General features: G+C 68.4%; 22 protein-coding genes and 6 pseudogenes. 15 read left to right on the top strand and 13 right to left on the bottom strand.

The genetic code is table 11. The features are described from left to right. Positions 1-508 precede the first annotated feature (508 nt). A complete protein-coding gene (locus tag ACGFNK_RS22160; RefSeq protein ID WP_393418337.1) occupies positions 509-2,035 on the bottom strand; it encodes an alanine/glycine:cation symporter family protein in 1,527 nt (508 codons plus the stop codon). A 269-nt stretch (positions 2,036-2,304) separates the two neighbouring features. Continuing rightward, positions 2,305-2,424, bottom strand: a pseudogene (locus ACGFNK_RS22155) (DUF2017 family protein); the annotation flags it as partial. 40 nt (positions 2,425-2,464) lie between these two features. Between ACGFNK_RS22155 and ACGFNK_RS22150 the strand changes: the two are divergent. The 4 genes from ACGFNK_RS22150 (at position 2,465) to ACGFNK_RS22135 (ending at position 4,698) form a co-directional block, all read left to right on the top strand. After that, positions 2,465-2,614 carry a hypothetical protein gene (locus tag ACGFNK_RS22150; protein WP_393418335.1) on the top strand — a complete coding sequence of 50 codons (150 nt, stop codon included), beginning with the start codon at positions 2,465-2,467 and terminating at the stop codon, positions 2,612-2,614. A gap of 156 nt (positions 2,615-2,770) precedes the next feature. Continuing rightward, positions 2,771-3,031, top strand: coding sequence for a hypothetical protein (locus ACGFNK_RS22145; protein WP_393418333.1), 261 nt, complete (start codon positions 2,771-2,773; stop codon positions 3,029-3,031). Positions 3,032-3,215: 184 nt separating this feature from the next. Next, the gene (locus tag ACGFNK_RS22140) at positions 3,216-3,647 is read left to right on the top strand and encodes an NfeD family protein (RefSeq protein ID WP_393418331.1); all 432 of its coding nucleotides are present in this window, start codon (positions 3,216-3,218) and stop codon (positions 3,645-3,647) included. Positions 3,648-3,651: 4 nt separating this feature from the next. Beyond that, entirely contained in the window at positions 3,652-4,698 is a 1,047-nt protein-coding gene (locus ACGFNK_RS22135) for an SPFH domain-containing protein (RefSeq protein WP_393418329.1), read from the top strand. 255 nt (positions 4,699-4,953) lie between these two features. Here ACGFNK_RS22135 and ACGFNK_RS22130 read toward each other — a convergent pair. Next, positions 4,954-5,301 (bottom strand): annotated as a pseudogene (locus tag ACGFNK_RS22130) (hypothetical protein); the annotation flags it as partial. On the opposite strand from ACGFNK_RS22130, the gene ACGFNK_RS22125 reads away from it, so the two are divergent. Continuing rightward, on the top strand, positions 5,259-5,507 hold the full coding sequence (locus tag ACGFNK_RS22125) for a hypothetical protein (protein ID WP_393418327.1): 249 nt from the start codon (positions 5,259-5,261) through the stop codon (positions 5,505-5,507). The pseudogene ACGFNK_RS22130 and the gene ACGFNK_RS22125 overlap by 43 nt on opposite strands. A 38-nt stretch (positions 5,508-5,545) precedes the next feature. On the opposite strand, the gene ACGFNK_RS22120 is transcribed toward ACGFNK_RS22125, so the two are convergent. Further along, positions 5,546-5,809 carry a hypothetical protein gene (locus ACGFNK_RS22120; protein ID WP_393418325.1) on the bottom strand — a complete coding sequence of 88 codons (264 nt, stop codon included), beginning with the start codon at positions 5,807-5,809 and terminating at the stop codon, positions 5,546-5,548. Here ACGFNK_RS22120 and ACGFNK_RS22115 point away from each other — a divergent pair. Then, positions 5,808-6,104 (top strand): TetR family transcriptional regulator C-terminal domain-containing protein, encoded by a 297-nt coding sequence (locus tag ACGFNK_RS22115; protein ID WP_393418323.1) that lies wholly within the window; start codon positions 5,808-5,810, stop codon positions 6,102-6,104. The two genes, ACGFNK_RS22120 and ACGFNK_RS22115, sit on opposite strands and share 2 nt — an antisense overlap. Before the next feature lie 248 nt (positions 6,105-6,352). Here ACGFNK_RS22115 and ACGFNK_RS22110 read toward each other — a convergent pair whose 3' ends face one another. Further along, the gene (locus ACGFNK_RS22110) at positions 6,353-6,763 is read right to left on the bottom strand and encodes a MerR family transcriptional regulator (RefSeq protein WP_393418321.1); all 411 of its coding nucleotides are present in this window, start codon (positions 6,761-6,763) and stop codon (positions 6,353-6,355) included. A 413-nt stretch (positions 6,764-7,176) separates the two neighbouring features. Between ACGFNK_RS22110 and ACGFNK_RS22105 the strand changes: the two genes are divergently transcribed. Then, positions 7,177-8,682 carry a SulP family inorganic anion transporter gene (locus ACGFNK_RS22105; RefSeq protein ID WP_393418319.1) on the top strand — a complete coding sequence of 502 codons (1,506 nt, stop codon included), beginning with the start codon at positions 7,177-7,179 and terminating at the stop codon, positions 8,680-8,682. A gap of 164 nt (positions 8,683-8,846) precedes the next feature. Then, positions 8,847-8,987: pseudogene (locus tag ACGFNK_RS22100) on the top strand (CBS domain-containing protein); the annotation flags it as partial. Positions 8,988-9,053: 66 nt separating this feature from the next. Here ACGFNK_RS22100 and ACGFNK_RS22095 read toward each other — a convergent pair. Beyond that, positions 9,054-9,311: a hypothetical protein gene (locus tag ACGFNK_RS22095; protein ID WP_393418871.1), complete on the bottom strand. Its 258-nt coding sequence runs from the start codon at positions 9,309-9,311 to the stop codon at positions 9,054-9,056. 249 nt (positions 9,312-9,560) lie between these two features. On the opposite strand from ACGFNK_RS22095, the pseudogene ACGFNK_RS22090 reads away from it, so the two are divergent. Beyond that, positions 9,561-9,803, top strand: a pseudogene (locus ACGFNK_RS22090) (transposase); the annotation flags it as partial. A 69-nt stretch (positions 9,804-9,872) separates the two neighbouring features. Here the strand turns inward: ACGFNK_RS22090 and ACGFNK_RS22085 are convergent. Then, the gene (locus ACGFNK_RS22085; RefSeq protein ID WP_393418317.1) at positions 9,873-10,661 is read right to left on the bottom strand and encodes a TetR/AcrR family transcriptional regulator; all 789 of its coding nucleotides are present in this window, start codon (positions 10,659-10,661) and stop codon (positions 9,873-9,875) included. Between the two features lie 101 nt (positions 10,662-10,762). On the opposite strand from ACGFNK_RS22085, the gene ACGFNK_RS22080 reads away from it, so the two are divergent. Beyond that, on the top strand, positions 10,763-11,719 hold the full coding sequence (locus ACGFNK_RS22080; RefSeq protein WP_393418315.1) for an ATP-binding cassette domain-containing protein: 957 nt from the start codon (positions 10,763-10,765) through the stop codon (positions 11,717-11,719). A gap of 10 nt (positions 11,720-11,729) precedes the next feature. Further along, on the top strand, positions 11,730-12,455 hold the full coding sequence (locus ACGFNK_RS22075; RefSeq protein WP_393418849.1) for an ABC transporter permease: 726 nt from the start codon (positions 11,730-11,732) through the stop codon (positions 12,453-12,455). 38 nt (positions 12,456-12,493) lie between these two features. Here ACGFNK_RS22075 and ACGFNK_RS22070 read toward each other — a convergent pair whose 3' ends face one another. The 3 genes and pseudogenes from ACGFNK_RS22070 to ACGFNK_RS22060 form a co-directional block, all read right to left on the bottom strand. Beyond that, entirely contained in the window at positions 12,494-12,886 is a 393-nt protein-coding gene (locus ACGFNK_RS22070) for a hypothetical protein (protein ID WP_393418313.1), read from the bottom strand. A gap of 25 nt (positions 12,887-12,911) precedes the next feature. Further along, positions 12,912-13,745: pseudogene (locus ACGFNK_RS22065) on the bottom strand (IS5 family transposase). 84 nt (positions 13,746-13,829) lie between these two features. Beyond that, the gene (locus tag ACGFNK_RS22060; protein ID WP_393418311.1) at positions 13,830-13,958 is read right to left on the bottom strand and encodes a hypothetical protein; all 129 of its coding nucleotides are present in this window, start codon (positions 13,956-13,958) and stop codon (positions 13,830-13,832) included. A 196-nt stretch (positions 13,959-14,154) separates the two neighbouring features. Between ACGFNK_RS22060 and ACGFNK_RS22055 the strand changes: the two genes are divergently transcribed. Both ACGFNK_RS22055 and ACGFNK_RS22050 read left to right on the top strand, forming a co-directional pair. Next, the gene (locus ACGFNK_RS22055; protein WP_393418309.1) at positions 14,155-15,504 is read left to right on the top strand and encodes a TrkH family potassium uptake protein; all 1,350 of its coding nucleotides are present in this window, start codon (positions 14,155-14,157) and stop codon (positions 15,502-15,504) included. Continuing rightward, on the top strand, positions 15,497-16,222 hold the full coding sequence (locus ACGFNK_RS22050; RefSeq protein ID WP_393418307.1) for a potassium channel family protein: 726 nt from the start codon (positions 15,497-15,499) through the stop codon (positions 16,220-16,222). Before ACGFNK_RS22055 ends, ACGFNK_RS22050 begins: the two co-directional genes overlap by 8 nt. 209 nt (positions 16,223-16,431) lie before the next feature. On the opposite strand, the pseudogene ACGFNK_RS22045 reads toward ACGFNK_RS22050, so the two are convergent. From ACGFNK_RS22045 to ACGFNK_RS22035, 3 genes and pseudogenes are all read right to left on the bottom strand, one after another. Continuing rightward, positions 16,432-17,166: pseudogene (locus tag ACGFNK_RS22045) on the bottom strand (sensor histidine kinase); the annotation flags it as partial. A gap of 58 nt (positions 17,167-17,224) precedes the next feature. Next, positions 17,225-17,905, bottom strand: a complete 681-nt coding sequence (locus ACGFNK_RS22040; protein WP_393418305.1) for a response regulator — start codon at positions 17,903-17,905, stop codon at positions 17,225-17,227. Next, complete coding sequence (locus tag ACGFNK_RS22035; protein ID WP_393418303.1) at positions 17,902-18,723, bottom strand: hypothetical protein; 822 nt, start codon at positions 18,721-18,723, stop codon at positions 17,902-17,904. Before ACGFNK_RS22035 ends, ACGFNK_RS22040 begins: the two co-directional genes overlap by 4 nt. A gap of 490 nt (positions 18,724-19,213) precedes the next feature. On the opposite strand from ACGFNK_RS22035, the gene ACGFNK_RS22030 reads away from it, so the two are divergent. Beyond that, complete coding sequence (locus ACGFNK_RS22030) at positions 19,214-19,744, top strand: hypothetical protein (protein ID WP_393418301.1); 531 nt, start codon at positions 19,214-19,216, stop codon at positions 19,742-19,744. A gap of 78 nt (positions 19,745-19,822) precedes the next feature. After that, the gene (locus ACGFNK_RS22025) at positions 19,823-21,868 is read left to right on the top strand and encodes an SPFH domain-containing protein (protein WP_393418299.1); all 2,046 of its coding nucleotides are present in this window, start codon (positions 19,823-19,825) and stop codon (positions 21,866-21,868) included. Positions 21,869-21,877: the final 9 nt, after the last annotated feature.

The raw sequence follows: 21,877 nt of genomic DNA, 5'->3' as shown, positions 1-21,877 counted from the left end.
ACCCCCTGTCGAGCCGGTGTGGTGGGTGCGTCGGCAGGGGCGTTCGCCGCCGAGCGACAGCGTGTCCAGCCACTTCTTGATCTTGCGGCGGTTGGCGTGGGCGAGCTGGAAGGCGAGCAGGATCGTCTGTGCCGCGATGCCGCGGATACGGCGGGAGCCTGCGGATTCGATGCCCTCGGCGAGGGGGTTCTTGGCGTAGCCGTTGTAGCCCTCGACGCTGTTGCGGAGCCGGAAGTAGACCCTCTGCCACTCCGGGGGAAGCCGTAGTCCAGGGCTTGCCACTCCTTGGCGCTGGCTTCAGGGTTGACGGTGATCGTGCGCTGGCGGCAGACCTTGAGCGGACCGGCAGGGCTGGGTTCCGGGTCGATGAGAGGCAGGTGGATGCCGCGCCCCAAGGTGTCCGGTTTGATGAGGCACTGGGCCTTGCCCGCCTCGGCGGGACACATCGGGCCGTCCCGTACCGAGGAGTGGTACGGGACGGCCCACATGCTGAGCCGCAGGGCTCGGATCAGTCGAGCACCTTCGCGGTCTCCGGCTCCGCGTCCGGCAGGCCGTCCTTGCGGCGCTGGACGAAGTCCAGGAAGGAGTTGAGCTCGCGCTTGACGACGGGGGCGAGCAGGTAGAGGCCGATGATGTTGAACACCGACAGCAGGAAGAGCGCCGAGTCGGCCAGGCTGATCAGCGTGTCGAGGGAGAGCAGGGAGCCCGCGACGACGAACAGGCTCCAGATGGCCTTGAAGATGATCTCGCTGGTCTGGCTCTTGCCGAAGAGGTACGTCCACGCCTTGAGGCCGTAGTAGCCCCAGGTCAGGATCGTGGAGAAGGCGAACAGCAGCACTGCGACGGTCAACAGGTTCGGGAACCAGGGCAGCACGGTCTCGAAGGCGTCGGAGGTGATGGTGACGCCGCCGACGTCCTCGCCCGCGCGGGCTTCGGCCCAGCTGGCCGGGTTGGCGATGGCGATGGTCAGCGCGGTCATGGTGCAGATGACGACCGTGTCGATGAACGGCTCCAGCAGGGCGACCAGGCCCTCGCTCGCGGGATGCTTGGTCTTGACCGCGGAGTGGGCGATCGGGGCCGAGCCCAGACCGGCCTCGTTGGAGAAGGCGGCGCGCTGGAAGCCGACGATCAGGGCGCCGATCACACCGCCCGCGACACCGTCGGCCTCGAACGCGCCCTGGATGATGCCCTGGACCGCGTCGGGTACCGCGCTGATGTTCACGATGATGACGGCCAGGCAGGCCACGATGTACATGCCGGCCATCGCCGGGACCAGCTTGCTGGTGACCGAGGCGATGGAGCGGATACCGCCGAGCAGAACGAGGCCGACCAGCGCGGCGACCACCAGGCCGAAGAGGACGGCACCGGCGGAGGAGGCCATGAAGCCGTCCTCGCCGCCGAAGGTCGAAGCGACCTGCGCGTAGCTCTGGTTGGTCTGGAACAGGTTGCCTCCGAAGAGGCCGAAGAAGAGGATCATGATGGAGGCCAGGACGGCGAGCACCTTGCCGAACTTGGCGCCGCCGCTGCCGAAGCGCTCGGCGAGCCCCTTGGGCAGGTAGTGCATCGGACCGCCGGAGACGGTGCCGTCCTCGTGCTCCTCGCGGTACTTCACGCCGAGGGTGACTTCGACGAACTTGGTCGCCATGCCGAGCAGGCCGCACAGGATCATCCAGAAGGTGGCGCCGGGGCCGCCGATGGAGACGGCCACGGCGACACCGGCGATGTTGCCGAGGCCGACGGTGCCGGAGACGGCGGCGGTCAGCGCCTGGAAGTGGTTGACCTCGCCGGGCGAGCCCTTCTCGTCGTACTTGCCGCGCACGACGTCGATGGCGAGCTTGAACTTGCGTACCTGGATCAGCCCGAACCAGGTGGTGAAGATCAGCCCGGCGATCACGAGCCAGGCGACGATGAGGGGGAGGTCGGTGCCGCCGACGGGCACGGTGTAGAAGACGATCTCGCCGACGTTGGTGGCGACGGGTTCGAAGAAGTCGCTGACGGCGTCGTCGATGGATGTGGTGACGGACTCGAGTGACATCTGGCGTACCTCGGTGGGGCGGGGACGTAGTGGCATGGCGCGGCAGTGGGGGGACAGGTAAAGGGACGGTGCACGCACGGCAAAGGCCGCCCCATGAAGGAATTGGGAAGTCGTATCACGCTCCCCAGGGGGCTCGAGTGACTCAAGTCACGCAAAGATGCCCCTGGGGTACAAAACCCCAGGGGCGGTGATGCGATCGTTATCCGGATTTGAGCGTCTTCTGAGCGAACACGTAATCCGCGCAGGTCGGGGCATATGCGCCCCGCATCTCACGGCATGAGCGTTTCGACGAGCGTCTCCTGGAGCCCGCCCGGCCACAGATACGCCATGACCATCGGCTTGCGCGGATCGTCGTCCGGCAGCCGGTAGAGGGGGTCGGTGTCCTCCTCGCGATCCGCCCCGCATCCGCGCATCACAGGAGTCTCGTCCATGACCTGGCACTGGTTCGGCCTCGTCGTCTTCTCCGTCACGCTGCTCCCGGCCGGGCTGTCTTTGGTCAGCGGCCGGGTACCGCACCCACGCGTCCAAGGAGAGGAGAGCACGGACGACGGGTGCGGCGGGAGCCCATGGTCGGTGTGAAGGCCGAGGTCGTGGAGCACTATCGGCGGCTGCGGCGGAAAGGGCGGCCCGCGCGCGAGGCGCAGTCGGCGATCAGCCGTCGAGCGTCCGACATCGCAAGGACCGTCCCGGTGGCGAGATCCGCGCTTCACTAGGTTCTGCGAGGAGGCACGTGGGATGGCTGTACGTCATCACGAGTCCGACGGCTTCCCCGTGTGCTCGCGGGGCACGGGCGGGGCCGTCGAGAGTATGCGGTCCGCGGGGGAGGGTGTGTGCGCCACGTGTGAGGTGGTCGAGCCGATGCTCAGGCGTGCCGACCTGCTGTACCAGCTCCTACGGATCGGGTATGCAGGCGATCCGGCGGAGCCGGACAGGTACGAGCCGTCGGCCTTCTTCGCGCCCTGCTTCGAGATCGACTCGTCTGCGCGAAATGAGTGATCTTTTCCGCGTGGGTAAAGCTAGTGTAAAGGCGTGAAGCGGTCGCTTACGGTGCGTTGTACCAGTACGCCTCCGCTCGTTCGGCAAGGTTTCCTTATCCCAGGGGTACCGCGGCTGTCCCGTATCGGGGTCCAATGGTGAGAATCAAGCCCTTCGCACCCGCACCGGTCAGAAGAGGCGCGCAATGGATCTATGGCTGATCTGGTTGATCATCGCAGCTGTGTTGGCTGTTGCGGAGATCTTCACCCTTACTGCTGCGCTCGGAATGCTGAGTGCGGCGGCTTTGCTCACGGCGGGGTCCGCCGCGGTCGGGCTGCCACTGCCCTTCCAGTTCTTGGTGTTCACCATCGTCGCCACGGTCACCGTGCTGTTCGTGCGCCCCATTGCGTTGCGCCACGTGCTCCAGCCCCAAGTGGCGCGATTCGGCGTAGATGCGCTGGTTGGCAGGGCCGCCTATGTCGTCTCGGAGGTGACGGGCCTGGGCGGCAGGGTCCGTATCGACGGCGAGGAGTGGACGGCCCGCGCCTACGACGAGACGCTGGTGATTCCTGCTGGAAAGACCGTCGACGTCATAGAGATCAGCGGCGCCACCGCGCTCGTCTACCCACGGGACTGAAACCATGGAAACCTCGGCGTTCTTGATTGCCGGCCTGATCGTCGCGCTCATCGCGGTTTTCACCGTGGTGCGGGCGGTCCGCATCGTGCCCCAGGCACGCGCTCGTAATGTCGAGCGACTCGGCCGCTACCACCGGACCCTGAATCCCGGACTCAGCCTCGTCATCCCTTACATCGACCGCGTTCACCCGGTGATCGATCTGCGGGAGCAGGTCGTCTCCTTCAAACCGCAGCCGGTCATCACCGAGGACAATCTGGTCGTCGAGATCGACACCGTGCTGTACTTCCAGGTCACCGACCCGCGAGCGGCTTTCTACGAAATCGCGAATTTCCTTCAGGCGGTCGAACAGCTCACCGTCACCACTCTGCGCAACGTCGTGGGATCCATGGACCTGGAAAAGACCCTCACCTCCCGGGACACCATCAACAGCCAGCTCCGTGGCGTGCTGGACGAGGCCACCGGCAAGTGGGGGCTGAGGGTCAACCGGGTGGAGATCAAGGCCATCGACCCTCCGCAGTCCATCAAGGACGCGATGCAGAAGCAGATGCGTGCCGAGCGGGACAAGCGGGCCGCGATTCTCGGGGCCGAGGGGCAACGTCAGTCGCAGATTCTCACTGCCGAAGGCGACAAGCAGGCCGCTGTCCTGCGCGCGGAGGGTAACCGTACCGCTGCGATCCTCCAGGCCGAGGGCCGGTCCCGGGCCATCGACGAGGTGTTCCAGGCCGTGCATCGCAACGACCCCGACCCCAAGCTGCTCGCCTACGAGTACCTCCAGATGCTGCCCCAACTCGCGCAAGGCTCGGGCAGTACTTTCTGGGTGATCCCCAGTGAGGTCACCTCCGCGCTCCAGGGCGTGTCCCGCGCCTTCAGCGAGGTGCTGCCGCAGTCGCCGGCCACCCGCGAGAAGCCCTCGGACGACAGCGCCGCGCAAGCCGCCGACGACAAGGCTCAGGCCGCAGAAGCCGCTGCCGCCGCCCTTGCCGACGCAGCCAAGGCCGATCGAGTCGCCTCCGACGCCCTCCCGCCCCATCCCCTCGCTGATCACGGGTGACAAAATGCCAAGCATCCATAACATCATTGGCCGCCGTGGGGCATGATCGCCTGGACGTTGCGGGTGCCCCCGGTCCGCGGCTGCCGTGACGCGGGCCGGTCGCGGGAAGAAGTCAGGATCCCTCGGGCCAGCCGAGCAGCTGTGCCCCGAGTCGGACGCCCGGTGTACATGACCGGGCAGTTGCAGGCGCTGGCCGATCTGCAGTGCCTGCCGGGCCTGCTCGAAGGACCGGACGGCACCGCCGGGCCCACGTTGCGGGCTTCCGATGCCGACCCGCCAGGCGACGTCGGGCCTCAGGCTCTCCATGACGCGCGTGACGAACTCCTCTACGGTGCCGCGTATGTCGGGCACGATGCACACCAGCAGACCGTCCCTTGTCGTCACGAGTACGTCTCTGCTCGCGGGATCAAGGCCGACGATGGACTCCACCTGGCGGGTCATCGGGCCGCCGTCGACGAACGGCTGTAGGCCCGCCGCCACGATCACCACATAGCTGCTGACGAGCCGCAGGCCGTACCGTTCGGCACGACCCACCAGTGTCTCCACCTTGCCGTCCTCCCGTGCTGACCTTGGCAAGCATGGTGTGCCGCGCCTGGCGGGCATCTGCGGGCATCGTGGCTGTACCCGTCCTCCGCGGCCTGCTCGCCCAGAGCACGGCGCTCGTCGAGTTCGTCCCGGGTGAGCTGGCGCCCGGTGGCGGAGACATCGGCCAGGATCTCCGCGTACCCGCGCAGATAGCACTGCGTCGGCTCCGGCTCGGTCACTCCGCCCCTTCTGCTGATGTGCCCCTGACGCCTGACGGGCTCTGACTCCTCGGCTGGGCCGACGCGGAATCGGCAGCGGCTGGTCACTCGGCGGTGAGTCCCATGAGCTGCTCGGCTGCGGTGGTGTTGCTCTGGTCGGCGAGCCGCCGCAGCTCGCTCATAGCCCCTAGTTCGGTGGCGAGTTCGATGAACTGGTCGGTTGCCGTGCTGCTGCCGCCATCGGAGAGGCGTCGCAGCTCGTCCATGTCGCCTCGCTCGGCGGCCAGTTCGATCAGCTCATCCACCGCATCTCCGTCGCCCTTTGCTCCCCGTTCCCGCAGGACGGACAGTTCGGAGTCGTCATTCATGTCGGACAACCTGGCCGCGCAGCCCTTCGCCGAAGGGCCCGACCGCCTGGAGAGGCAGCTGACCGCCGTGCTGGAGCAGGCCCGGCAGGAGGGCAGCTTGGACCGGCAGCGCGATGCGGCGGCCGAAGCCGTTCACCTGCTATCTCTCAGCCATGGCCTGGGCACCAGCGTCCTGGTCGGCCAGCGCAGCGCGGACGCGGCCATGGGCATCCTGCGAGCCCACCTCGACCAGCTCTTCCAACCCCCTGCCCACCCCCTACCAAGTCCGGATACCGCAGCAGGCCGTGCCGGATAATCCCTCCCCGGGAAAGCGGAGTCGTACGGCGCTGACGCGTATCGCGGCTGGATCGTGGACGGCGGCGCTATTGCTGTTCGCCGTCGCCGTCCTTGTGCCAGTCGTCCTCATCCACCGCGAAGCGCCAGCCCAGCGCCGTCGAGAAGAAGGCCGCAGTACCGGGCAGGTCGCGGGTTTTGAGGTCCATCCAGCAGAACCTGTTGGCTCCTTTCGTCCGGATGCCGGGGTATCGGGTGACCGGACGGCTTCTAATTTGCGGCGACCTGGTCCCGTGCCAGGCGCTCGCGGAGGGTGGCGGCGAACTCCTCGGCCCGCGCCAGCTGGGTGCGGAGCTTCTCCACCTGCTCGGCGGCGCCCCGCTCGTATCCGCGGAGGCGCTCCAACAGGGTCTCCCGCTCGTCCGCCGTCAACTCCTCGCCGGAGTCGAGGCGGTCGGTGACCTCCAGCAGATCGCGCATCTCGTCCAGGGTGAAGCCGAGCGGTTTCATGCGGCGGATGACCATCAGGCGGGCGACGTCGGCCTCGGTGTAGAGGCGGAAGCCGCCCTGGGACCGGGCGGAGGGGATGACCAGACCGGTCTCCTCGTAGTGCCGGATGGTCCGCAGCGACAGCTCGGTCCGTGCGGCGACCTCGCCGATCTGCATGTGCTCGCTGCTCACGCGGGCGCCCTTCCTCATCTGTCGCCAAGGCCACAGGCGGCCGACGTCGATCTCTACCGTAACGTTAGGGTAGAGTAAGTGATCGTCGGGGTCGGCTCCACGCCGTCCCCGCTCCCATGGTGCGGGATAGATCGTTCCCGTGACCGTCAGCCGTGTCGGGGCCGACGATGCCCCCGGCGAAGACCGATGCCTGCAGGAGAGAGCGTGCGCATGCCCATGACGCCCAGCGCCGCCGCCTGCCCGCCGTGATCCTTCGCCCCTGAGCAGCCCCGCGGATTCCAGCTCTCGGCCGCTGCTGCCTTCGACTTCAGCCCGCCGTACGTGGGCTTCGCGGATGGCCGACCCGGCCTTCCTGCGCCTTCCCGCACGCCCCGAGTGATGCCGGGCGTGCCCGAGCACGACAGGTACTTTTCTTGTCTACGTCCGCACTGTCCCCGGCTGCGCGGCTGCGCGGCCTGCGCCCTGACTGGCTGTCCGACCCGAAGGTCTGGCGCACCGAGGTCCTGGCCGGTCTGGTGGTCGCCCTGGCGCTGATCCCCGAGGCGATCTCGTTCTCCATCATCGCCGGGGTCGACCCGGCGATCGGCCTGTTCGCCTCGTTCACCATGGCCGTGACCATCTCGATCGTCGGCGGCCGCCGCGCGATGGTCTCCGCGGCCACCGGCGCCGTCGCCTTGGTCATCGCTCCGCTCAACCGCGAGCACGGCCTGGGCTACCTCGTCGCCGCCGTGATCCTGGCCGGCGTCTTCCAGATCGTCCTCGGCGCGCTCGGCGTCGCCAAGCTGATGCGGTTCGTGCCCCGCAGCGTGATGGTCGGCTTCGTCAACGCCCTCGCCATCCTGATCTTCATGGCCCAGGTGCCCGAGATGCACGACGTGCCCTGGCCCGTCTACCCGCTCATCGCCGCCGGGCTGGCGCTCATGGTGTTCTTCCCGAAGGTCACCACCGTGATCCCGGCCCCGCTCGTCTCCATCGTCATCCTCACCGTGATCACAGTCGCCGCCGGCATCGCGGTGCCGACCGTGGGCGACAAGGGCGACCTGCCCTCCTCCCTGCCGGTACCGGGCCTGCCGGATGTGCCGTTCACGATGGACACCCTGACGACCATCGCCCCCTACGCGCTCGCGATGGCGCTGGTCGGCCTGATGGAGTCGCTCATGACGGCCAAGCTGGTCGACGACATCACCGACACGCACTCCTCCAAGACGCGAGAGTCGATCGGGCAGGGCATCGCCAACATCGTCACCGGCTTCTTCGGCGGCATGGGTGGTTGCGCGATGATCGGCCAGACGATGATCAATGTGAAGGTGTCCGGCGCCCGGACCCGCCTGTCCACGTTCCTGGCGGGCTCTTTCCTGATGGTGCTGTGCATCGTCTTCGGGCCGGTCGTGTCCGACATCCCCATGGCGGCCCTGGTCGCGGTGATGGTGATGGTGTCGTTCGCGACCTTCGACTGGCACTCCATCGCCCCGAAGACTCTGAAGCGGATGCCCACCGGGGAGATCGCCGTCATGGTCATCACCGTCGCCTGCGTGGTCGCCACCGACAACCTCGCCATCGGCGTCGTCGTCGGCTCCGTCACCGCCATGGTCATCTTCGCCAAGCGCGTCGCCCACCTCGCGAACGTCACGGCGGTCACCGACCCCGATGGCAGCAGCGTGGTCTACTCCGTGACCGGCGAACTGTTCTTCGCCTCCTCCAACGACCTCGTCGGCCAGTTCAACTACGCCACCGACCCCGACAAGGTCGTCATCGATCTGAGCGCCGCCCACATCTGGGATGCCTCTTCGGTCGCCGCACTGGATGCGATCGAGACCAAGTACGCCCAGCGCGGCAAGACCGTCGAGATCATCGGCCTGAACAAGCCGAGCACCCACATCCACGAAAAGCTCAGCGGCGAGCTCACCGGCAGCCACTGACCGACTGTCACGCCCACGAGGGCCGCCGCGGACCCACCAGCGTCCACGGCGGCCCTCGCTGTGTCTGCTGCGGAGGTGCGAACAGAACGCCTAGGTACCACTCGATTCGGCGATAGCACCAGAGGGTCCCTGCGCAGCAGCGGCAGACGCTGCGCGTACGTGATGTGGCGATCCCGTTGTCGCAGTGCACCACCTGCGCGCCGGACGACCTTCTGGAAGACGTGCTCGAAAAGCTCCGCCCGGGCAGCGGCGTGCGCATCCTCGTCGCCGACGGCCCGCGCCTGGTGGGCATCATCACCGCGCGGGACCTCTCCCAGATCGTCCAGCGCCACGCACTCGCGGCACGGAGAGCCGGTGAGCAGGGCGGGCATCTAACGGCGGCTCAGGCCAATGTGCCGCGCCCGTCGGCGTACGAGCCTGCGCAGCCACCTCATGGGACGCACCGGAGTGCCGGTGGTCCGGGGCAGTGCCCGTCGAGCAGTGAACGGCGCGTAGGGCACAGGGGTGCGGGTGCCGCCGGTTTCCATGACGCAGACGGGCACATCCCCCGCCGCCTTTCGACATGACTGGTCGATGCGGACGGTGAAGGGCTGCGGCGGGTCGCCGGGCAGCTCCGCGGCCAGCACCATGACGTCCTTGCCGCGCTTTCTCTGTGAGAGGGCGATACGTGAGCTGATATCCGGTTAGTGGTCGCCTGATCGTGTGGGTCTGCGGGAATCCGGGCCGGTCGGTCGGCTTGGCCGTGTTGGGTGGCGGGGCGAGTGAGCGCAAGCCGTACCCGAGCGACTTGCCTGACGAGCGGTGGGTGTTGAGCGAGCCCGAAACTCCCCGCGTGGAAGGCCGGGCGTTCCTCGGCCACGAGTCACGAGGCCAATTACAAGATGCGGGAGATCGTCAACGTGATCCTGTACCAGTCCCGGACGGGCTGCCAGTGGCCCTACCTGCCCAACGACCTGCCGCCGAGCGGCGCGGCGTACTACTACTACTGCGGCCTTTGGCCGGACGACGGCACCGACCAGGCGGCCGACAGCACCGCGGCGATCGCCTGCTACGAAGGTCTCGGGTTTCGCCGGGTCGGACTCCTGCGGAAGCAGTGGTACGGCCACGAGCGCGCCCGGTAGCGCGACGGACTCCTCCTCGATCTGCTCGAAGACGAGCTGGACGACGGGAGTTGACCAAGGTGTGCGCCATCAGCGTCGCGACTCGACCAGGACCTCGATCCCGTCGAGCACCCGGTCGAGCCCGAAGTCGAAGTCGGTGTCGGTGTCGGCCTCACCCCCGTACTCGAACACGCCCGAGCCGAGGAGCCGCGTGATGGCGGGATGCCGCTCGGCGTCGGTGAGCGCTCCAAGCGCCGCCGCATAGCGCCGCAGCGACTCGTCGGGCCCGACCCCTCTCGCTTGCATCCCTGCCTCCAGGTCGGACATCAGCACGGATTCATTCCGTACGTAGCCGCCCACCAGCATCAGCACGGAGAGCTTCTCCTCCTCGCGCAACCCGGTGCCGTCCAGCCCCGCGAGCGCCGCCTCCATCCAGGCCAGGGAGTTGGGGCCGATGGGCGGTCCCGAGGTCGGGATGCGCAGCAGCCACAGGTTCTGCCGGAAGACCGCCCGCTGCGCCCGCGCCCACCACGCGAGGCACTCGCGCCACCCGGTACCGGCGGGCGGCGCCTCGGGTGGCGCACCCACGGCCGCCTCCTGCATCAGCACATAGAGCTCGTCCTTGGCTCCGACATAGCGGTAGAGCGACATGGTCGAGACGCCGAGCTCCTTGGCGACCCGCCCCATGGACACCGCGCCGAGCCCTTCGGCGGCCGCGATCCGGACGGCGGCGTCCACGATCCGGTCGAGGCTCAGCCCTGGCCGCGGTCCCTTCGCGGGACGTTCGCGCAGGCCCCAGGCCACTTCGAGGCTCGCCGGCAGCCCCGTCCCGCTCTCCGTTTCCGCCACGTACGCCTCTCTCGTCACCCTCGCTGCCATCCGATCTCCGGCCCCGGCTTGACGCACATCCTAGTTCTGCGTAACCCTTACACGATAATGCGTATGGAATACGCAGTTAAGCGGAACGGAGATGAGGGGCGATGCGAGAGCACCCGTCCGACGTACACCCGGCCATCGAGGCCACCGGCCTGACCAAGTCCTACGGCGACCTTCAGGTCCTGCGCGGTGTGGACCTCGCCGTCCCGCGCGGCGCCGTACACGCACTGCTCGGCCCCAACGGCGCGGGCAAGACCACCGCCGTACGCATCCTGGCCACGCTCTCGACCGCCGACGCGGGCACGGCCCGGGTGGCTGGCCACGACATCCGCACCGCGCGCTCCCAGGTCCGTCGGGCGATCAGCCTGACCGGCCAGTTCGCGGCGGTCGACGAGATGCAGACGGGCACCGAGAACCTGCGGATGATGACCCGCTTGGCCCGCCACAGCCGCGCGGCCGCCCGCACGAGGGCGGCGGAACTCCTCGACCGGTTCGACCTCACCGACGCGGCCGACCGCCTGGTGAAGACGTACTCCGGAGGCATGCGCCGCCGCCTGGACCTGGCCGCGTCCCTGGTCGGCGACCCTGAGGTGATCTTCCTCGACGAGCCGACCACGGGCCTGGACCCACGCAGCCGCGCCGCCCTCTGGGACGTCGTACGCGAACTGTCGACCCAAGGCACCACGGTCTTCCTGACCACTCAATACCTGGAAGAGGCCGACCGGTTGGCGGACCGCATCGCGGTTCTCGACCAGGGCGCCCTGGTCGCCGAAGGCACCTCGGCCGAGCTGAAGCGACGCGTCGCGGGCCACCGCCTCGACCTGGTCCTCGCCGACTCGGCGAGCTATCTGCGCCTGGCCCCCCGGGCGACCTTCACCGACCCCGACACCCGCACTCTTGGCATCCCCACCGACGGCTCGGCCGCCCACATCCGCGCCCTGCTGGACCTGCTGGACCCCACCCGCACTGCCATCTCGAGCTTCTCCGTCCACACGGCGACCCTCGACGACGTCTTCCTCGAACTCACCCGATCCCCCGCCGCGGAGCCCGCCCGTGTCTGACGCCCTGATCATGACCGGCCGCTCGCTGCGCCTGAGCCGCCGCAACATCGACGCCCTCATCACCTCGATGGCCCTTCCGGTGATGATCCTGCTGATTTTCGTCTACTTCTTCGGCGGTGCGATCAACACCGGTACCCAGTACGTCACTTACGTTGTCCCCGGCGTCCTCCTTCTCTGCGCGGGCTTCGGCTCGGCCAACACCGCGATGGCGGTGACGGAGGACCTCAAGGGCGGCATCATCGACCGCTTCCGCTCCCTGGACATCGGCGGCACCCCGATCCTCACCGGCCACGTCCTGGCCTCGGCGGCCCGCAACCTGCTGGCCACCACCCTGGTCCTCTGCCTTGCCTTCGCCATCGGCTTCCGCCCCTTGGCCACCCTCTCGGGCTGGCTGGCGGCAACCGCCATCCTCCTCGCCTACATCTTCGCCCTGTCCTGGTTCTCGGCCGCGATCGGCCTCTTCGTCAAGTCTCCCGAAGCGGCAGGCGGCTACACCTTCTTCGTCAGCTTCCTCCCCTACCCCAGCAGTGCCTTCGTCCCGACCGACACGATGCCCGGCTGGCTCCAGGGCTTCGCGGCCCATCAGCCGGTGACCAAGGTGATCGAGGCGCTTCGGGGGCTGCTGCTCGGGCAGCCGGTGGGAGCCACTCCATGGGTGGCGCTGGCCTGGTGTGCAGGGATCCTGGTGGTTTCGGTAGGGACTTCGGGGGTTTTGTTCAGGAGACGAACGGTGTGAGAGGGCGGTACACGAGCTGATGCCCGTTCACTGGGCGGCTATGGCCGCGGCTGGGTGAACAACCCCTGCTCGGTCCCGACCAGGATCCCGCGCTCGACCAGCCGCTTGAGCTTCAGGCGGACGTTGTTGATGTTGTTGGGCGCGATCTCCATGTCCATCGCCTCGCACACCGCCCGCGCCCCCAGCGGGGCGTCGGCCGCGGCGAACACCGCCGTGATCTGCTGGTAGGCCGGATGGTCCGGCAGCTTCGCGGCCGACGGCGCGGGCAACTGCGGATCGGGCAGCTCCAGCAGCGTCTTGCGGGTGATCTGGATCTCCTCGGCGGCCTTGTCGAGCCTGTCCAGCAGCGCGGTCAGCTCCGCGATCTTCTGCCGGGCCGCCTCGGCCTGCGCGGCGATCTCCCGCTCCCGTTCCTCCAGCCGCGCCAGCACCGCCCCAAAGTCAGCTCCCCGCCGGTCATGCGCCGCGCCAGGTGGGGGCGGAGGTTACGGTCAGCATCCGGGACATCCGGTCGCTTATGGCCCAGTACACCCTCGACTCGCCCGAGGCGGGCCGATGTTCGTAGTCGCGCACCAGCCTCCGGTGCAGCATCAAGATCCCGTTCGTCTGCTCCACCCCATCTCTTGGGCTGCGGGACGAACCCGGTGTCGCCAGGGTTGCGTTTCACCACTTCGACCTCGATGCCCACCTTCTCCCCGTGGTCTTTGACGGTGCTCTTGAACCCCTGGTCCACCAGGGCCTTCTTCACGGTGCCCGGCTCGGTGGCGGCCACCACCCTGTCCAGCAGCGCGATGCCGGCGGCGTTGTCGTGGACGGAGGCGGCCAGTACCACCACCGCGATCACAGGCCCAGCACGTCAACGGCCAGTCCCCGTTTGCGGCCCGGTACCTTCTTGCCCGCGTCCCGTCCGGTGGTGTCGGCCGGCACTCCGGCGGCGGCGTGCAGGCTCTGGGTGTCGAGCACCACCAGGCTGGGGTCGGCTAATCGGCCCTTCCTCTCCCGAACCTGCCAGCGCAGCAGGTCGTGGATGGTCCGGTCGGTGCCGTCGTCGCGCCACTTGTAGAAGTAGTACTTCACCGCACCGCTCGGCGGCAGGTCGTGCGGCAGGTAGTCCCACTGGCAGCCGGTGCGGGACTGGTACAGCAGGGCGTTGACGATCTCCCGCACCTCATAGCGGCCCTCATGGCCGCTGACGGAGGGGTGCCGGGCCTTCCAGGCGGTGATCACAGGCTCGATCAGGGCCCAGCGCTCGTCGGATAAGTCGCTCTTGTAGGGCTGGCGGTCACTCACGGGAGACACTCCAGCACGGCCGGGCCCTCTGGTCAGCGCTGATGCGACGGTCCCACTTCCAGTGACGACAGATGCGACATCACGTCACATACCGCCCTCTGAGGCGACCACTTTGTCGTCGACGAGGAGCTCTACGGCGGCCGATGCCTCGCCCGTCTGAACCGTGACCGAATGGCCGTCCCGGTCCAGGTGAAAGCGGTGTCTGCGGGCCATGGGGCACCTCCCGAGCCCCGTCACTCCGTGCACTTCAAGAGTACGTACCCGAAGCCTCGGTCGACTCGCTCAGGGTGCGGTTCGGACGGCCTCGGTTAAGGTAGCCCGCTGGATCTTGGCTGGATGCTGATGGATCCTTTACCGAACGTTGGCGGGGCAGGAAGGCGGGGGTGTGGCGAAACGCGCGGTGCGGATAATGCAGTCGCTCCTGGCGGCGCATCCCGCTCGTACGGTGGTCATGGCTTTCGCGGCGGTGATCCTGCTGGGGACGGTGCTGCTGATGCTGCCCGTCGCCGCAGAGGACGGCCGGAGCGCCGATGCGGTGACGGCGCTGTTCACGGCCACGTCCGCAGTATGCGTGACGGGTCTGGCCGTGGTGGACACCGGCACCTATTGGAGCGGCTTCGGCGAGGGCGTGATCCTGGTCCTGTTCCAGATCGGCGGCTTTGGCATCATGACGATGGCCTCGCTGCTGGGTCTGCTGATCTCCGGAAAACTGCGGCTGCGGATGCAGCTGACCGCACAGGCGGAGACCAAGAGCCTGGACATCGGCGATGTGCGGCGGGTGCTGCTCGGGGTCGCCGGATGCACGCTCGCGGTGGAACTCGCGGTGGGCGCGATGCTGGCACTGCGGCTGCGCTTCGGCTACGCCGAGTCCATCTGGGACGCCACATATCTGGGGTTCTTCCATGCCGTGTCGGCGTTCAACAACGCCGGGTTCGGACTGCACGCCGACAGCCTCACGAAGTACGCGCAGGATCCGTGGATGACGCTGCCCGTCGCCGCGGCCGTGATTCTCGGAGGAATCGGTTTTCCTGTACTGCTGGAGCTGCTGCGGCACCGCAACCGGGCCCGCGCCACGGGTCGGCGGCGCTGGTCGCTGCACTTCCGGCTGACGGTGATCACCACGGCCGTGCTGTTGTTCGCCGGGACGCTGCTGACGTGTGTGCTGGAGTGGACGAACCGGGACACGCTGGGCTCGTTCGACTGGGACAAGAAGATCCTGGCGGGATTCTTCCACTCGGCGATGTCGCGTACCGCGGGGTTCAACAGTGTCGATGTCGGGGCGATGACCGATGCGACGCTGCTGCTGACCTGCATGCTGATGTTCATCGGCGGCGGCAGCGCGGGCACCGCGGGCGGCATCAAGGTCAGCACCTTCGCGGTGCTGGGTGCGGCGATGCTCGCCGAGGTGCGCGGTGAGCCCACGTCCGCGGTGATGGGCCGCAGGCTCGCGCCGCATGTGCTGCGGCAGGCGCTGACCGTGGCGCTGGCCGGCGTGGGCTTCGTGATGACGGCGACGCTCGCCCTGCTTGCCGTGGTCGACAAGCCCTTCGAGGAGGTGCTGTTCGAGTCGGTCTCGGCCTTCGGCACGGTGGGGCTGTCCACCGGCATCACCGCCGACCTGCCGACCGTCGGCCGGCTGATCGTCATCCTGCTCATGTTCGTCGGCCGGCTCGGCCCGGTCACCCTGGTCTCGGCGCTTGCCCTGCGCGAGCGGAAGCGCCGCTACGAGCTACCCGAGGAGCGACCCGTCATTGGCTAATTTTCTGCACTCCCTGCGCCGTCGCCGCCGCAAGCGGCTCGCCAAGCACGCCGCCGCCTCCGGCCACGGTGACCAGCGCGTGGCCGTGATCGGCCTCGGCCGCTTCGGCAGCTCGCTGGCCCATGAGCTGATCCGGCGCGGCTGGGACGTTCTCGGCGTCGACACCGACCCGCACCTCGTCCAGCGGATCAGCGACGATCTCACCCATGCGGCGGTCGCCGACTGCACCGACCCCGAGACGCTGCGCCAGCTCGGCGTGCACGAGTTCAGCAGCGCCGTGGTCGGCATCGGCACCGACATCGAGGCGAGCATCCTGATCGCCTCCAACCTGCTGGAGGCGAATGTGCCCAACATCTGGGCCAAGGCCATCAGCCGCCAGCACGGCCAGATCCTCGAACGCCTCGGCGTGCACCACGTCGTCCTGCCCGAGCACGACATGGGTGAGCGCGTCGCCCACCTGGTGACCGGCCGGATGCTCGACTTCATCGAGTTCGACGACGACTACGCCCTGGTGAAGACCATCGCCCCGGCCATCTCCACCGGCATGCCGCTCGGCGAGAGCCAGGTGCGCAGCAAGTACGGGGTGACGGTCGTCGGCATCAAGCGGCCGGGCGAGGGCTTCACCTATGCCACCGCCGAGACGGTCATAGAGAAGGGCGATGTCATCGTCGTCACCGGCAAGATCCACGATGTGGAGTCCTTCGCCGAACTCAGCTGAGTCCTCCTTCTGGGCAGGGGCCGTGGGGACGGCATCGCCGGACCGGCGATCCCGCCTCCAACGGCCGTGGGCGGACAAGCCGGGAGCCAGCGCGCACATGACCAGTCCGATCAGCTGTCACGAGGTGATGTGGGCGGGCAGGTCGGGGGGTACGGGTGGGCGGCCGGGGGCGGTCTTGAGGGTGAGGACCATGGTCATGTCCTCTCCTTGGCCTCGTCGGGCACCCCGGGGCCGCGGTCGATCGGCACCACTTCGTCCAGGTCCATTTCGCGGATCAGCGGTGTGACGGTGCCGGTCTGCAGCCGGGACATGTCCAGCAGGTTGCCCACCAAGTGGTCCAGCCGGTCGGTGCCTTCTTCGATGCTCGCCAGCAGTTCCGCCTGGTCGTCCTCGGACCATTCGATGTCGTCGGAGCGCAGCGAGGTGACCGAGGCCTTGATGGTGGCCAACAGGGTCCGCAGATCATGGCTGACGGCAGCGAGCAGTGCGGTGCGGATGCGTTTGCCCTCGGCCAGCTCGCGGGCCCGTCGGGCTTCCTGCTTCAGCCGCTGGCGGTCCAGGACGACGGCGGCCTGGGCGGCGAAGGCGGCGAGCACCCGGCTATCCTCGGCGGGCAGCACCCGCCCGGACAGGGCGAGTACGAGGTTGTCGCCGACCGGCATGTCGACGTCGGCGTCCACAGGGCGCTCGATGGGACGGGCCGTCCCGGCGCTGCCCGCGCACGTCCACGGCTCGGCCTCGCGCGCCCGCTCCAGCAGCGCCACCGACTCCATACCGAAGGTCTCTCGTACCCGCTCCAGCAGTGCGGCCAGGCTGTCCTCACCGCGCAGCATGCTGCCCGCCAGGAACGACAGGGTCTCGGACTCGGCCCGCAGCCGGGCGGCCTGGTGGGTGCGGCGGGCGGCCAGGTCCACGACCGAGGCGACCGACACACCGACCGCGAGCGTCCAGCTCCCGATCGCCGGGCCGGTACTGGACGGGACAGGAGGGAAAGGAAGGAGATTACTTCTCGAAGCGGTATCCCATGCCGGGCTCGGTGATGAGATGCCGCGGATGTGAGGGGTCCGTCTCCAGTTTGCGCCGCAGCTGCGCCATGTAGACCCGCAGGTAGTGCGTCTGCGTCTCGTACGGCGGGCCCCATACCTCTTGGAGCAGTTGCTTGTGGCTGACCAGCCGCCCCGGTCGGCGGATCAGCACCTCCAGCAACTGCCACTGTGTCGGGGTCAGATGTACGTCCTCCTCACCGCGGCGGACCCTCTTCGCGAGCAGGTCGATGGTGAAATCGTCCGTGGCGACGATCCCCGATTCACCCGCCCCCACGTCCTCGGTGCGACGGATGGCGGCACGTAGCCGGGCCATCAGCTCATCCATGCTGAACGGCTTGGTCACGTAGTCGTCGGCGCCGGCATCGAGGGCCGCGACCTTCTCCAGCGGGGTATGGCGGGCGGAGACCACCAGGATCGGAACTCGGGCCCAGCCACGCAGGGCTCTGATGAGGTCAATGCCGTCCATGTCCGGCAGCCCGAGGTCGAGCAGCACTACATCCGGCAGGTAGGCGGCGGCCAACCGTAGGGCCGTGGCACCGTCGGAGGCGGTGCCAACCTCGTACATCCGCGCCTTCAAACTGAGCGTCAGAGCCCGGACGATCTGCGGATCGTCCTCGACCACGAGTACACGGGTCATCGAGGTGCCTCCGGCTTGTGTTCCTCATCGGCATTGAACAGCGACTCGACGAGGTCCAGGCGCAGTCGCTCCATGTCCTTGCGGACCAGCACGGGTACCTGTCCGTTCCACGCCTCCGCCGTGTCATCCAGCGCCTCGGCGAAGGCTGCGCGTGCCCGCCGTCCCATGACGGCCATGGCGACGGGGAGCAGCAGGCGGGCGAAGGAGCGGCCCGTGACTCGTACCTTGACGGTGACTCGCCAGCGCCCGTCCTTAGCCGGACGCGGCACGACCGTCGCCGTGGCGCGGGTGAGCGGGTGGTGGAGGGTACCGGTGACGGGTGGGGCCGTGGGGCGGCCGAGGCCCGCGGCGGAGGGCCACCACGTGCCGAGGTCGAGGTGAAGGCGCCCGCTGCCGCTGATGTACTTCGTCCATTTGCCGCCGCTTGCCCGCATCTTCCCCGAGAGCTCCGCCTCCCGTGGCCGTTCGACGCTGGTGAGCCTGAGCGCGCAGGCCATGTGTGTGGGGTTGGGGGAGTCGTCGCCGAGGGTGACGATCTCCAGGGCCGTCTCCCGCCGCCGGTCCCAGGCCAGCACCGTGAGCGCCGCGTCGAGATCCGGCTCCCCGTCCTCGTCGCTCCCGGGGTGGTATCGGGCGCCTGGTTGCAGATGGCGTCCCTCGCCCAAGAGCAGTTCCGGCAGCGGACGACCGTCGGGTAGCCGCAGCCGCGCCCCGTCATCTTCGAGACTCTCTGCTAGGTCGTGGAGCATGACGACGCATGACTCGAACCAGTGGCGGGGTACGGGGGCGAGTGTCACCGTGTGCTGAAAGCGGGCCATGCGCCAAGGGTGGCCGTCCGACGGCGCCGGATCAGGGTGGCGGCCGGGCAGCGACGAGCCCGGTTTGGTTGCCGGTTTCCTGGCCTTCGCGCCGGGGTTCCAGGTGATCCCCCGATCGTCTGTTCAGTCGGTACGGGCCGCCGTGTTCGCCGAGCCGGCGGGCGGGCTTCATTTCCTGGGCCGGACTGCGCGGCGCCAGTGAGGTGCGTGGGTGCGTGGTGAGGCGCGTCAGGAGGGCGACGCTCGTCTCCTGGAGTCCTCCTGCATCTTGATGCGCCGGTGACGCTTTCTTAGCGGGGACCGGCATCGAGGCTCGGGGGAATGCTGCCGGGTTCCGGCAATGCGGGGGCGGGTCTCCCGCAGGCAAGATGTCCCCAGGGGGAGCCACAGGCAGCCCCGGTGCTCGATACCGGCAGGGACGTCGGTCCCGGCACTGGGGCCCGGTCCTCCCCACAGGCCAGGTGCGATGACGTGGTGAGCGGGGGTGGACATGCGGGCCTTTCTTGAAGCGGCTACCGGCTTTCCCACCCTCCTGTTCACCGCCGCCCTCGTCGTGGTCGTCGGATTCTGGGTTCTCGTCGCTTTCGGCGCGGCCGGCTCCGACAGCTTCGACGCGGATGCGGATGCGGACCTCGATGCCTGGGGCATGGGCGGGGTGCCGGTGGCGGTCGCGTTCTCACTGCTGACCGTGCTCGCCTGGTTCCTCAGTCTGGGTACGGCGATCCTGCTGGATGCGTACGTGCCTTCGGGAATCCTCGGCGGGCTGCTGCGCCTGGTGGTGCCGCTCGGGGTGCTGCTCGCCGCTTGGCGGCTGACCCGCCTGTTCGTACGGCCGCTGCACCGCCTCTTCCCTGATGAACCCGAGCCGCCCCGGCACACCGAGGCCCGCATCGGCGACAGCACGACTTCGCCGTGTGCCGCCTACGACGTCGAGGAACCCTTGCGCCTCATGCCGCATGCGGCCGTGCTCGACTCTCGAGATCGCGCCGACGCGCCCTATCCGCGGGATCGCGCTGCCTGAGCCGCGTCGCCACCCGGATACGCCCCGGCGCCTTCCTCCCTCATCAATCAACTCCCTTATGCCTCAAGGACGTATGCCATGGATGCCATGACTGTGGGCATCGGCGTGCTCGTCGCCGTTGTCCTGCTTGCCACTCTCGCCCTGCTGTTCGTCTTCTCCCGGCTGTTCCGGAAGGTGGAGCAGGGCAAGGCGCTGATCGTCTCGAAGATGCGGAAGGTCGATGTGACCTTCACCGGGCAGGTTGTGCTGCCCGTGCTGCACAAGGCCGAGGTGATGGACATCTCGGTGAAGACCATCGAGATCATGCGGGCCGGCCGAGACGGGCTCATCTGCCGAGACAACATCCGCGCCGACATCCGGATCTCGTTCTTCGTGCGGGTCAACAAGACCGTCGAGGACGTCATCAAGGTCGCCCAGGCGATCGGCACGGCGCGGGCCAGCGACAAGGACACGCTGCAGGAGCTGTTCAACGCGAAGTTCTCCGAGGCGCTGAAGACCGTCGGCAAGCAGATGGACTTCACCGACCTCTACACCAAGCGCGAGGAACTGCGCTTCCGGATCATCGAGATCATCGGTATCGACCTCAACGGCTACAGCCTGGAGGACGCGGCGATCGACTACCTGGAGCAGACGCCGCTCTCCCAGCTCGACCCGGCCAACGTCCTGGACGCGCAGGGCATCCGCAAGATCACCGAGCTGACGGCCATCGAGCACGTACGCACCAACGAGTTCCAGCGCACCGAGGAGAAGGAGATCACCCGGCAGAACGTCGACGCCCGGGAGGCCATCCTCGAACTGGAACGCCGCCAGGCCGACGCCGAGATCAAGCAGAAGCGGGAGATCGACACCGTACGGGCCCGGGAAGAGGCCGAGACGGCACGGGTGATGGAGGAGGAGCGGCTGCGGTCGCAGGGTGCCTTCCTGAAGACCGAGGAGCAGTTGGGCATCCAGCGCGAGAACCAGGCCCGTGAGGTGGCCGTCGCGCAGAAGAACCGCGAGCGGGTCATCGCCATCGAGAACGAGCGCATCGAGAAGGACCGCCTTCTCGAAGTCATCGCCCGGGAGCGGGAGACCCAGCTGACGCGGATCTCCGCCGAGAAGGAGGTCGAGGCGGAGAAGCGGGAGATCGCCGAGGTCATCCGGGAGCGGGTCGCGGTGGACCGTACGGTCGCCGAGCAGGAGGAGTCCATCAAGAAGCTGCGCGCCTTGGAGGAGGCCGAGCGCGGCCGGCAGACGGTGATCATCGCCGCCGAGGCTCAGGCGCAGGAGAAGCTGGTCAAGGACATCAAGGCGGCGGAGGCGGCCGAGCAGGCGGCCACGCACCGGGCGGCTGAGCAACTCACGCTGGCGGAGGCGGGGTTGAAGGCCGCCGACCTGGATGCGCGGGCCAAGCTGCGGCTAGCCGAGGGCATCCAGGCCGAGGCGGCGGCCGAAGGACTCGCGGCCGTCCAGGTCCGCGACAAGGAGGCCGAGGTCATCGAGAAGGCCGGCCTCGCGGAGGCGGAGGCCACCGAGGCACGCCTCAAGGCGGAGGCCGAGGGCGCACGGGCGAAGGCTCTCGCGGAGGCCGAGGCGATCGGCGGCAAGCTGAAGGCCGAGGCGGCCGGTCTGACCGAGAAGGCCGCCGCGATGGCCGCTCTCGACGACGCGTCCCGCGGGCATGAGGAGTACCGGCTGCGTCTGGAGGCCGAGAAGGACATCCGGCTGGCCGGCCTGGACGTGCAGCGGCAGGTCGCCGAGGCACAGGCCACGGTGCTGGCGACCGGCTTGGAGAACGCCGACATCAACATCGTCGGCGGGGAGTCCGTCTTCTTCGACCGCCTCGTCTCCTCGATCGCGCTCGGCAAGAGCGTCGACGGCTTCGTACAGCATTCCGAGACCGCGCAGGCGCTCGCGGGGCCCTGGCTGGACGGCACGTCGAGCTTCACCGACGACCTGAGCCGCGTCCTCGGCTCGGTCTCCACGGCCGACGTGCAGAACCTGACCGTCTCCGCGCTCCTGATGAAGCTGATGAACACGGGCGGAGCCAACGCCGGCCGACTGGAGCAACTCATGGACCGGGCGGGCGAACTGGGCCTGGCCGACCTGCCGCTCGCCGAGCTCAACGGCGGCGTCAAGGCCTGATCACCCGCC

The sequence above is a fragment of the Streptomyces sp. NPDC048825 genome, assembly GCF_043198355.1.
Classification (GTDB): Bacteria; Actinomycetota; Actinomycetes; order Streptomycetales; family Streptomycetaceae; genus Streptomyces; species Streptomyces xiangluensis.
This window is presented reverse-complemented; position numbering and strand designations above follow the sequence as displayed.